The following is an 11,953-nucleotide window of genomic DNA, read 5'->3' on the forward strand; positions in this document are numbered from 1 at the left end:
CCCCCTCCCCCATCAGGACCGCACCCATGACCGCCATGCGTGAAGGCACCCCCCGCATCGTGCGCCGCGAGGATTACGCGCCGCCCGCTTACTGGATCGACACCGTCGATCTGACCTTCGACCTCGACCCGGCCAAGACGCGCGTGCTCAACCGCATGCGCGTGCGCCGCAACCCGGACGTTGCCGCGCAGCCGCTGCGCCTGGACGGCGAGGAGCTCAACCTGGCGCGCGTGCTGGTCAACGGCCACGGCACCAGTTTCAAGATGGACGACAACCAGCTCGTGGTGGAGGCGCTGCCCGAAGGCCCCGAGCCGTTCGAGCTGGAGATCTTCACCACCTGCGCGCCGGAGAAGAACACCCAACTGATGGGCCTGTACGTCAGCCAGGGCACCTTCTTCACGCAGTGCGAGGCCGAGGGCTTCCGGCGCATCACCTACTTCCTCGACCGGCCCGACGTCATGGCCACCTACACCGTGACGCTGCGCGCCGACAAGAAGCGCTACCCGGTGCTGCTGTCCAACGGTAACCTGGTCGACAGCGGCGAGCTCGACGGCGGGCGCCACTACGCCAAGTGGGTCGATCCGCACCGCAAGCCGTGCTACCTGTTTGCGCTGGTGGCCGGTGACCTGGTCTGCCGCAGCCAGCCGATCGTCAGCCGCCACGGCACCGAGCACCTGCTGCAGATCTACGTGCGCCAGGCCGACCTGGACAAGACCGAGCACGCGATGCAGTCGCTGATGGCCGCCATCGCCTGGGACGAGACGCGCTTTGGCCTGCCGCTGGACCTGGAGCGCTTCATGATCGTGGCCACCAGCGACTTCAATATGGGCGCGATGGAAAACAAGGGCCTCAACATTTTCAACACGAAGTATGTGCTGGCCAACCCCGCCACCGCCACCGACACCGATTACGCCAACATCGAGTCGGTGGTCGCCCACGAATACTTCCATAACTGGACCGGCAACCGCGTCACCTGCCGCGACTGGTTCCAGCTGAGCCTCAAGGAAGGGCTGACGGTCTTTCGCGACCAGGAATTCAGCCAGGACATGGCCGGCAGCCCTTCGGCGCGCACCGTCAAGCGCATCGAAGACGTGCGCGTGCTGCGCACCGTGCAGTTCCCCGAAGACGCCGGCCCGATGGCGCACCCGGTGCGCCCCGACCAGTACGCCGAAATCAACAACTTCTACACCGTCACGGTGTACGAAAAGGGCGCCGAGGTCGTGCGGATGATGCAGACCCTGGTCGGCCGCGACGGCTTTGCCCGAGGCCTTAAGCTCTACTTCGAGCGCCACGACGGCCAGGCCGTCACCTGCGACGACTTTGCGCAGGCGATGGCGGATGCCAACCCCAACAGCGAACTGGCGCGCCTGCTGCCGCAGTTCAAGCGTTGGTACTCGCAGGCCGGCACGCCGCGCGTGCAGGCCCGCGGCCAGTACGACGCCGAGGCGCGCACCTACACGCTGACGCTGCGGCAGAGCTGCCCGCCGACGCCGGGCCAGCCGGTCAAGGAGCCATTCGTCATTCCGGTGGCGCTGGGCCTGCTGGACGCCCAGGGCCATGCGCTGCCGCACACCGAACGGCTGGTGGTGCTGCATGAGCCCGAGACCACCGTCGTCTTCGAGGGACTGCAGGCCGCGCCGGTGCCGTCGCTGCTGCGGGGTTTCAGCGCGCCGGTCATCCTGGAGCACGAGCTGACCGACGACGAGCTGCGCACGCTGCTGGCGCACGACACCGATCCGTTCAACCGCTGGGAAGCCGGCCAGCAGCTGGCGCTGCGCCGGGCGCTGGCGGCGGTGCGCGCCGTCGGCCCGGTGCACGATCCGCTCGATGCGCCGTTCCTGGAGGCGATGCGCGCCGTGCTGCGCCACCCGACGCTGGATGCGGCGTTCAAGGAGCTGGCGCTGACGCTGCCGGCCGAGACCTACATCGCCGAGCAGCTCGACACGGTCGACCCGCAGCGCATCCACGCGGTACGCGAAGCGATGCGCCACCAGCTCGCGCACGCGCTGCACGAGGACTGGATCTGGGCCTACGAGCAGCACAAGGACAACGGCGCCTACCGTCCCGATCCGGTCAGCGCCGGGCGGCGGGCGCTGGCCGGTCTGGCGCTGCACATGCTGTGCCTGGCCGCACGCGACAACGGCAACCCGGTCTGGCCGGGCAAGACCTACCAGCGCTTCAAGGACGCCACCAACATGACCGACCGCTACGCGGCACTCAGCGCCCTGGTGACGGCCGCTCACGAGCTGAGCGCGCGCGGGCTGGAGCAGTTCCACGCCCGCTTCCGCACCGAGGAGCTGGTGCTGGACAAGTGGTTCGCGCTGCAGGCCAGCGCACCGGACCGTGGGGGCGATGCGCTGCCGCGCGTGCAGGCGCTGCTGCAGCATCCGGATTTCCACCTGCGCAACCCCAACCGCGCGCGCAGCCTGATCCACACCTACTGCCACGCCAACCAGGCGGGCTTCCACCGCGCCGACGGCGCCGGCTACGCCTTCTGGCGCGATCGCGTGCTGGAAATCGACGCCTTCAACCCGCAGGTGGCGGCGCGCCTGGCGCGCGCGCTGGACCGCTGGAAGCAACTGGCCGAGCCATACCGCAGCGCCGCGCAGGCCGCGCTGCAGGCGGTGGCGGCGCACGAGCCGCTCAGCACCGACGTGCGCGAGGTCGTCACGCGCGCGCTGGCCGACTGATATTCTCACCCTTTTCCGCCCGGAGTCGCCACCATGTCCGAGTCCCGCATCTCGCTGACCCGCTACCTGATCGAGCAGCAGCGCGTGCACGGCGCCATCACGCCGGAGCTGCGGCTGCTGCTGGAGGTCGTCGCGCGCGCCTGCAAGCGCATCGCCATCGCCGTCGGCAAGGGGGCTCTGGGCGGCGTGCTTGGTTCGGCCGACACCGAAAACGTCCAGGGCGAAGTGCAGAAGAGGCTCGACGTCATCGCCAACGAGGTGCTGATCGAGGCCAACGAATGGGGCGGCCACCTAGCGGCGATGGCTTCGGAGGAGCTGGACGGCATCCACCCGATCCCCAACCGCTACCCGCAGGGCGAATACCTGCTGCTGTTCGACCCGCTGGATGGCTCCAGCAACATCGACTGCAACGTCAGCATCGGCACCATCTTCTCGGTGCTCAAGCGCCAGCACGACGACCCCACCGTCATCGAGCCGGTCAGCGAGGCCGACTTCCTGCAACCCGGGCGCCAGCAGGTCGCCGCCGGCTACTGCCTCTACGGCCCGCAGACGACGCTGGTGCTCACCGTCGGCAACGGTGTGGCGATGTTCACGCTCGACCGCGAACAGGGCGCCTGGGTGCTGACGCAGGACAAGGTGCGCATCCCCGAGGACACGCGCGAGTTCGCCATCAACATGAGCAACTGGCGCCACTGGGCCGCGCCGGTGCGCCGCTACATCGAGGAGTGCTTGGCTGGCGCGGAAGGCCCACGTGGCAAGGACTTCAACATGCGCTGGATCGCCTCGATGGTGGCCGACGTGCACCGCATCCTGTCGCGCGGCGGGGTGTTCCTGTACCCCTGGGACAAACGCGAGCCGAACAAGCCCGGCAAGCTGCGCCTGATGTACGAGGCCAACCCGATGGGCTGGGTCGTCGAGCAAGCCGGTGGCGCTGCCACCGACGGGCGCCGCCGCATCCTCGACATCGAGCCCAAGGGCCTGCACGACCGCGTGGCGGTGATCCTCGGCTCCAAGAATGAGATCGAGCGCGTGACGCGCTACCACCAGGAAGCGCAGACCGCCGAAACCCCGACGAACGCGCTATAATTTCCGTCTTGCGCGATACTGCCAGTCGCCGATTGGCCAGTCGCCATGCCGCAATAGCTCAGTTGGTAGAGCAACTGATTCGTAATCAGTAGGTCGGAGGTTCGACTCCTCTTTGCGGCACCAGCAACATCCATGACCAGCCCGCCTGCGAGCGGGCTTTTCGTTGCTGCAACCGGGCTGCCACGGCCCTGTCCCATCGTCCATGCCCCCCGCGCGACACCAGCGTCAGCGCGACGCTCACTGTCTACTGCCAGCCGGGCGCACGCCCGACACGGTTCGCCGGGCTGCACGGTGGGCAGCCGAAAATCCAGCTAGCCGCCCACCGGTGGACGGCGCGGCCAACAAGGCGCTGCTCGTGCCCTGACCCACCTCATACCCGGCCGGCTCCCCCCTCGAAGGCAGCCGCACCGCTGGGCCTTCCATCGAGAAAGCGGGCCACCACCGCCCGCACATGCCCCCGCCGCAGCCGCGCGTTGGCCAGCCGCGGCGGCTAGCGGTAGAGGATGCGCGCCAGCTCCAACCCCATGGCCATGCCGATCAGGATCTCGGCATCACGGGCCGCGCCGGGCCAGCGCCGCCCTTGGGTGGCGGCATGGCGGCGCAGCAGCGTGGCCACCGCGTCGATGGCCTGCTGCGGGCCGAGTCGCCAAATGCGCTGCAGATCGGCCTGCGGCTGCGGCAAGGCGGCAATGGCCTGCAGATAGGCCTGGTAGGCCGGCTGGGTAACGAAGGCGAGCATCGAATCGAGGAAGCGCTCCAGCACCTCGGCCAGCGCCGCCGCATCCGCCGGGACGGCATCCAGCGTGCCCAGCAGCGGCTGCGCCTCGCGCAGCACCAGCGCCTCCAGCAGCGCCTCGCGGTGCGGCCAGCGGCGGTACAGCGTGGCCTTGGACACGCCGCTGGCCCGCGCCACGGCCTCCATCGTCAAGGCCGCAGGCCTGCCGGCCAGCAGCAGCGCACGCCCGGCCGCCAGCATCAACTCGTCCTTGCGCACGTCGAGGGGGCGCCCCGGCGTGCCGCCACGCGCGCCATCCATCAGCAGGGTCATGGCACTTACTGTACGATGCCGTTCACATATTGCCAAGCCGCCCGGAGGTATGCCCCGTGAACGTTGCGCCCCTGCGTAAGGGCCCGATGGTCCTGTCGATGTCGATTGCGCTGCTGGCCGCCGGTTGTCAGCGGGCCGAGCAGCCCCGCACCGATGGCGCCCCAGCGGTGGTGGCCACTGCAGCGGTGGAGCCGTTGGCGTCGGCAGGGCTGGGGCTGTCCGGCACGGTACGCGCCCGGGTGGAAGCGCCACTGGCTTTCCAGGTCGGCGGGCGCATCGCCGCGCGGCGCGTGGACGCCGGCCAGACCGTGCAAGCCGGACAGGTGCTGTTCGAGCTCGACCCGTCTGACCTGGAGCAGGCCGCGCGCGCCGCCGAGGCCGACCTGGCCGCCGCCGAAGCCGCGCTGCGCACCGCCCAGGCGGACTTGGAGCGGGTGCGCACGCTCGCGGCGCAGGGCTTCGTCAGCGCGCAGGCCACCGACCGCGCGCAGCTGGCCGCGCGCGAAGCCGCCAGCCGCCGCGACGCCGCGCAGGCGCGGCTGGCGCAGGTGCGCAACGGCCGCGCCTATGCACAACTGCGTGCACCGGCTGCCGGCGTCGTCACCGAGGTCACCGGTCAGCCGGGTCAGGTCGTGGCGGCGGGCCAGCCGGTGGCCATGCTCGCGCAGGCCGGGGCACGCGAGGTGGAGGTGTTCTTCCCCGAGACCGTCACCCCGCCCGCGACCGGTCAGGCAAGGCTGCCGGACGGGCGTGTGGTGGCGCTCGCGCTGCGCGAGGCGGCCCCGATGGTGGACGCGCTGGCGCGCACGCGCCGCGCGCGCTACCGCGCCGACGGCCTGCCACCGGAGCTGCCTCTGGGCAGCGTGGTCACGACGCAGTTCGCGCTGCCGGGCCAGCCCACCCCTGCTGCCGGTGAGACCAGTGCCGTGGGCACCTGGCGCGTGCCGGTGGGCGCTCTGGATGAGCGCGCCGAGGGGCCGCGCATTTGGCGCGTGCGCGACGGCCGGCTTGAGGCGGTGCCGGTGCGCGTGCTGCGCGTCGATGACCGCCACGCCGTCGTGGCCGCGCCGCTGCAGGCCGGCGAGCGCGTCGTGGCGCTGGGCACGCACCTGCTGCAGCCGGGCATGGCGGTGCAGGAGCGCGCGCGATGAGCTTTCCGAACCTGTCGGCGCTGGCGGTGCGCGAGCGCGCCGTCACGCTCTTCTTCCTGATCCTGTCGGTGCTGGGCGGTCTGTACGCGTTTGCGACGCTGGGCCGCGCGGAAGACCCGGCCTTCACCGTGCGCGTGATGCAGGTCAACGTGGCCTGGCCTGGTGCCACACCGCAGCAGCTGCAGGAGCAGGTGGTGGATCGGCTGGAGAAAAAGATCCAGGAGGTCGAATTTCTCTACCGCATCGAGACCACGATCCGCCCCGGGCAGGCCACGCTGCAGGTGGAGTTCCACGACTACACGCCGCAGGCGCGCGTGCCGGAACTGTTCTACCAGGTGCGCAAGCGCATGTGGGACGCGCAGCGCGAGATGCCCGCTGGCGTGATCGGCCCGCTGGCCAACGACGACTTCGCCGACGTCTATTTCAGCCTGCTGGCGCTGACCGCGCCCAAGCTGCCGCACGATGAGCTGGTGCGCGAGGCCGAACGGCTGCGCGACGAGATCCAGCGCATCGAAGGCGTGCATAAGGCGCTGCTGCTGGGCGAGCGAACGCAACGCATGTACGTGGAATTCGACAACGCGCGGCTGGTCAATCTGGGCCTGGTGCCGCAGGCCATCTTCGAGGCCATCGACGCCAGCAACCGGCTGGTGCCCACCGGCCGGCTGGAGACCGACGGCCCGCGCCTGCACATCCGGCTCGACGCCGACCTCTCGGACGCCGAGGCGCTGGCGCAGCTGCCGATCCGCGCCGGCGGCAAGGTGATCCGCCTGGGCGACATCGCCACCATCCGCCGCGGCTACGAAGATCCGCCCGGCTACCTGGTGCGCGCGCGCGGGCAGGACGCGGTGCTGATCGGCGTTGTCATGAACAAAGGGGAAAACGGCTTGCAGCTCGGCGAGCGCCTGCACGCCTATCTGGAGCGCGAGAAGACCGAGCTGCCGCTGGGGCTGGAGCTGACGCAGCTGACCAACCAGGCCGACGCCATCGCCAAGGCGGTGGACCTGTTCCAAATCAAGCTTCTGGTGGCGGTGGCGGTGGTGATGGGCGTGAGCATGCTGGCCATCGGGCTACGGGCGGGCCTGATCGTCGGCATCGCGGTACCGGTGACGCTGGGCCTGAGCTTCGTGGTCTTCAAGGCCATAGGCATCAACCTGGACCGCATCACGCTGGGGGCGCTGATCATCTCGCTGGGCCTGCTGGTGGACGACGCCATCATCGCCGTGGAGATGATGCTGGTGAAAATGGAGGAAGGCTGGGACCGGGTGCGCGCCGCCGCCCACGCCTGGAACGTGACGGCCGCGCCGATGCTGTTCGGCACCCTGGTCACGGTGGCGGGCTTTCTGCCGATCGGCTTTGCGCGCTCGGGCGTGGGCGAATACGCCGGCAACATCTTCTGGGTCTTGGGAATCAGCCTGCTGGTGTCGTGGCTGGTGGCGGTGACGTTCACGCCGTATCTGGGCGTGAAGATGCTGCGCGACGTGCCGCCGGAGGCGCGCCACGGCCATGACCAGCTCTACCAGACCCCGGCGTACCGCCGGTTGCGGGCCGTCGTGGCCTGGTGCGTGACGCAGCGCAAGACCGTGGTGGCCGCCACCGTGGCGCTGCTGGTGCTGGCGGCGCTGGCCATGGCCAAGGTGGTGCCCAAGCAGTTCTTCCCCAGCAGCGACCGCACGGAGGTGCTGGTCAGCGTCTATTTGCCGCAGGGCACGAGCGTGCGCGTCACCGACCAGACCGTGCGCCGGCTGGAGGCGATCCTGGCGCCGATGCCGGAGGTCAAGACGCTGTCGGCCTATGTCGGGGCGGGCGCGCCGCGCTTTTTCATCTCCGCCAACCCGGAGCCGCCCAACCCGGCGTTTGGCAAGCTGATCGTCGTCGCGCACGACGAGGCGAGCCGAGACCGCATCATCGCCACGCTGGAAGACCACATCCAGCGCGGCGAGTTCGCCGAGGCGCGCGTGCGCGTGGCCCGGCTGCTCTACGGCCCGCCGGTGGCCTGGCCGGTGCAGTTCCGCGTCTTCGGCCCCGACCCGGTGGAGCTGCGCCGCGTCGCGCACCGCGTGCGCGAGGTGATGGCGGCCAACCCGCACGTGGTCGATGCGCACTTGGAGTGGGACGAACGGGTGCCGGTGCTGGCCCTGCGCGCCGACGCCGACCGGCTGCGGCTGCTGGGCCTCACGCCGCAGGACGTGGCGCAGCAGCTGCAGACGCTGCTCGACGGCGTGCCGGTGACGCAGCTGCGGCTGGGCAACCGCACGGTGGAGCTGACCGCGCGCGGCGCGGTGCTCGGCGCGCGGCCCGGCGCCGAGACGGTCGGGGCGCTCGAGCTGCTCAACCGCGACGGGCGCAAGGTGCCGCTGGCGCAGCTGGGCCAGCTGGAGGTGCGCTACGAGGAGCCGGTCATCAAGCGCTACAACCGCGAGCCGTTCGTGGCCGTGCAGGCCGAGGTGCGCGGCGCGCAGCCCAATGACGTCACCGCCGCCGTCTGGAAGGCGCTCGAGCCGCTGCGCGCCGAACTCCCGCCGGGCTACCGCGTGGCCATCGGCGGCTCGGTGGAGCAGTCCGAGAAGGCCAACCTCTCGATCCAGAAGCTGCAGCCGCTGATGGTGGCGGCGATGCTCATCTTCATCATGCTGCAGATGCGCTCGTTCGCCGGCACCTTCATGGTCGTGGCCACCGCACCGCTGGGGCTGATCGGCGCGGTGCTGGTACTGCTGGTGTTCTGGCAGCCGTTCGGCTTCGTGGCGCTGCTGGGCCTGACGGGCCTGGCGGGCATCCTGATGCGCAACACGCTGATCCTGACGCAGCAGGTGGCCGACAACTTCGAAGCCAGCATGGCCGCCTTCGACGCCGTGGTGGAAGCGGCGGTGCAGCGCGCCCGTCCGGTGGTGCTCACCGCCCTGGCCGCGGTGCTGGCTTTCGTGCCGCTGACCCACGACCGCTTCTGGGGGCCGCTGGCCTATGTGCTGATCGGCGGTGTGGCCGTCGGCACGGCCATCACCCTGCTGTTCGTGCCGGCGCTGTACGCGCTGTGGTTCCGCATCCGGCCGGCGGCGGGTTGAACCCGCCACCACTTTGGAGGGCCGTCCCCCTTCATGTTGTGGCCAGAGCGGCGAACAGTTGATCGAGCTGTGGGTTGCTGGTGACCAGCAGCAGCTTCTTGATCGTGGTGGCCTGGTTGATCTCCAGGCGCGCGAAATGCTCGCCACCGGCAGAGGATTGCTTGCGGATCAGCTGGATGCGCCCGAACAGCGCACCGCGCTTTTCCGCAAACTTCGCCAGCCCGACGGCTTTCTCGAAGTTGTCGCTGCGGCTCGGGTCGTGGGGTTCCAGAATGTCGATGACAAAGTCATTGCCGACTTTGCGCACCACAACCAGATCCGGGAACATCGGGCGCACGTCACCCCCCGTCTCATACGGGATTTCCAGCGACCACGGCTTCTTGGGCAGGTTACGCAGCCAGCCCACCACTTCGGGCTTGGCAAGCTCCTCACGCAGCACATCGGCTTCCCAGGGGCCGAGTTCGGCGCGGAACTGGCCGTTGCTCTCCACGTAAAGGTGGCGGTCCCAGAGCGGCTCCGCCGTAGAGCGCTTGAAGTCGATGGATGCAGGCAGCCGCCATGGGATTTCGTTGGGCTTGGCCGTCGCCAGCCGCAGCTTCTCGTAATTGACGCGCCGCTGCTCCTTGAGTTGGTAGATGGCCTTCTTGTGCTGGTCGTAAAGACCATCGAAGGCAGCCTCTGCTAACGATTCGAGAATAGCCATTTCTGCCGCGTTGCGAGCCAGAACGATGGCTTCGACCTTCACATCCAGCGCATCGCGATCCGCGTGGGCGCGCCAATACTCCATCTGCAAACCGTGGCTGAAGGCGCGCCCAGCCTCTTCGAACAGACGGTCGATATCCACATCGGATGCATCGACGGCATATTGGGTTGGCTCGGGCTCTGCCACACCAGTGCCGTTATTGACAGCCAAGGTCCGCAGACCCACCTGCGTGATCGCCTTAGCCGCAGCATCGAACTGGCCTCTTGCCTTGATCGCTGCAATGCGCTGCCCCATCCACTCGACAATCTGCTGCTTGGCCCGGCCCCAGGCTTCGTCATCAATCTCATCGATGGTCAGGCTGCGTGAGATGGCCATATACCGGCGCAGTGGGCTCTGTGCCCGAGCGGCGTTCACGCGGTAGGTGATCAATTCGTCAAGCGCCGCAAAGATGGACTCGCAGCCCTCGCGCCGCTTGAGCACCACCAGATGGCGGCTGGAGCCCGTCTCGGCAGGCGGCACCTCTTCCGCGTTGTGCAGCGAGGCCACCACGCTTTCCACGGCACCCGTATCGAAGTACGGCAAGAACGAATGCACATCGTTGAGCGCCGCATCCTTTTCGATGCGGCGTGCCAGCGGCGTGCGCACCATCCGGCCCAGCAACTGGGCGATGTAGGTATGGTCCTCCGCACGGCGGAACGACATCATCACTTCGGCGCGCGGGCAATCCCAGCCGGTGGACAGGCTGGTCTTGAAGAACACCACACCGATGTTTTTGTCCGCATCAATCCGCGAGGCTTCGACCTTGCGCACCCGGCGGCCGCCCACGTCCAGGTCGCCCGTATCGTGCATCGCGTGGGCGACCTCACCTTCGTTAAGGCGACGACCAATGGCGCTCTCGATCACGGTCAACGCTGCACCGAGGTCGGTCTTGGTCAGTTGCCGGTCTGAGCCATTTTCGACTTGAACCACCAACACCGGCCAGACGGTTGGCTCTTTTTCCTCTTGGCAGTAGGCGCCCCAGGCGGCCGTCATCTGCCCCCAACGCCGAGCCGCTTCTTCCAAAAGCGCCATCTCAGCCGTGGTGGTGGCTTCAGGGTGATGAATCAGGATGCGGTCTTTCAGCAGGCCGGACCTGCGCACCTCCTCAGCCGGCACGGCCACCTTGTGCGTGGTCACGGTGTGCTCGGCATTCGCAATCAAATCCAGGAATCGTTTCGGCGTGGCCGACACCCCAATCACCATCGGCATTTTGACCAAGCCGACCTCGGGGCAGCCCAGCAAGAAGCGCTGCATCAAGGTCTGCGCAGCCTGCGCCCCCTTGCCCGAAGTCATGCCGCGGTGCGCCTCGTCGATCACCACATAAAAGCGGTCGGGAATGGCGCGCGCAGTGTTGGTCAGCGTTTCCCAGATCAGATGCTGCCGTCCGTCGCCACGATTGGTCAGCGGCTGATTGACGGCCAGCTTCTGCGTGTTGATGAAATAGATGCGCCCGCCTGCCAGCCGGGGCGCGTCGAAATGCGCATCGATGGTGATGAGCTGGTTGACCCGGTACACCTTGTCCGATTTGCTCTCGATCTTGAGCTTGGTCTGCTCGTTGAGCTCGGGCATGTCCGACACCCACAAGATCACGGCATCGGGTTGCGGCACCCAATCGAGCGGCCAAGCAAGTTGATCATCGGGCTCATCCAGAATCGCCTCGAACAGCGCCGTCATCATGATGGTCTTGCCGCTGCCCGTGGCGGCCGAAAAGGCCACGACTTGCTGGTTATCCGGCGACACGCTCTTGCGGGCGCTCACCAAGGCATCGCGCAGTTTGCCCAGCGCGTCTTTCTGAAAATCGAACAGCGTGACCTTCATGCCCGCGCTCCCTGGGTATCGGTGTGACCGGCAGCGCGGTCCTGATTCTTGTTGATCATGAAATTGAGCAGGTAATCGCGGTACAACTGCACCACCGCCAAGCCGGGGTTGGCCTTGCCCGCCACCTCGCGCACGTCCTGCGCCATGGTCTTGAAGGACTCGTCCGCATCGGTGACGATGAACACGTGTGACAATCCAGCGCGGCCCTCCAGCGACTTCAGCAAGCGGCCCATGCGGGTTTCATCCAGCAGCACCACGAAATTGCTGCCCTCCGGCGCAAACAGCACCGGCTCCGGCTCGCCGCGTTTCAATTCGGGCCGCGGCCCCACGGCGCCCGCCTTCAGCCACAGCAGCGGCAG

General features: G+C 68.3%; 6 protein-coding genes, 1 tRNA gene and 1 pseudogene. 5 read left to right on the forward strand and 3 right to left on the reverse strand.

The window, feature by feature from the left end:
* Positions 1–35: 35 nt before the first annotated feature.
* The 3 genes from pepN to V7026_RS04155 all read left to right on the forward strand — a co-directional run bounded on the left by pepN (position 36) and on the right by V7026_RS04155 (position 3,899).
* Positions 36–2,690: an aminopeptidase N gene (pepN, locus tag V7026_RS04145; RefSeq protein ID WP_334154030.1), complete on the forward strand. Its 2,655-nt coding sequence runs from the start codon at positions 36–38 to the stop codon at positions 2,688–2,690.
* 33 nt (positions 2,691–2,723) lie between these two features.
* Entirely contained in the window at positions 2,724–3,776 is a 1,053-nt protein-coding gene (locus V7026_RS04150; protein WP_334154023.1) for a class 1 fructose-bisphosphatase, read from the forward strand.
* Positions 3,777–3,823: 47 nt separating this feature from the next.
* Positions 3,824–3,899, forward strand: a tRNA-Thr gene (locus V7026_RS04155).
* A gap of 367 nt (positions 3,900–4,266) precedes the next feature.
* Here the strand turns inward: V7026_RS04155 and V7026_RS04160 are convergent.
* Entirely contained in the window at positions 4,267–4,824 is a 558-nt protein-coding gene (locus V7026_RS04160; protein ID WP_334154024.1) for a TetR/AcrR family transcriptional regulator, read from the reverse strand.
* A 56-nt stretch (positions 4,825–4,880) separates the two neighbouring features.
* Here V7026_RS04160 and V7026_RS04165 point away from each other — a divergent pair, with 56 nt between their 5' ends.
* On the forward strand, positions 4,881–5,975 hold the full coding sequence (locus V7026_RS04165) for an efflux RND transporter periplasmic adaptor subunit (protein ID WP_334154026.1): 1,095 nt from the start codon (positions 4,881–4,883) through the stop codon (positions 5,973–5,975).
* Complete coding sequence (locus V7026_RS04170) at positions 5,972–9,034, forward strand: efflux RND transporter permease subunit (RefSeq protein ID WP_334154027.1); 3,063 nt, start codon at positions 5,972–5,974, stop codon at positions 9,032–9,034. The genes V7026_RS04165 and V7026_RS04170 overlap by 4 nt, the downstream gene beginning before the upstream one ends.
* A gap of 31 nt (positions 9,035–9,065) precedes the next feature.
* Here V7026_RS04170 and V7026_RS04175 read toward each other — a convergent pair whose 3' ends face one another.
* Both V7026_RS04175 and V7026_RS04180 read right to left on the reverse strand, forming a co-directional pair.
* Positions 9,066–11,594 (reverse strand): DEAD/DEAH box helicase, encoded by a 2,529-nt coding sequence (locus tag V7026_RS04175; protein WP_334154028.1) that lies wholly within the window; start codon positions 11,592–11,594, stop codon positions 9,066–9,068.
* Positions 11,591–11,953 (reverse strand): annotated as a pseudogene (locus V7026_RS04180) (site-specific DNA-methyltransferase); the annotation flags it as partial. The pseudogene V7026_RS04180 and the gene V7026_RS04175, both read right to left, overlap by 4 nt.

Origin of the sequence: Tepidimonas sp. (assembly GCF_036825565.1) — a bacterium.
GTDB lineage: Bacteria > Pseudomonadota > Gammaproteobacteria > Burkholderiales > Burkholderiaceae_C > Tepidimonas.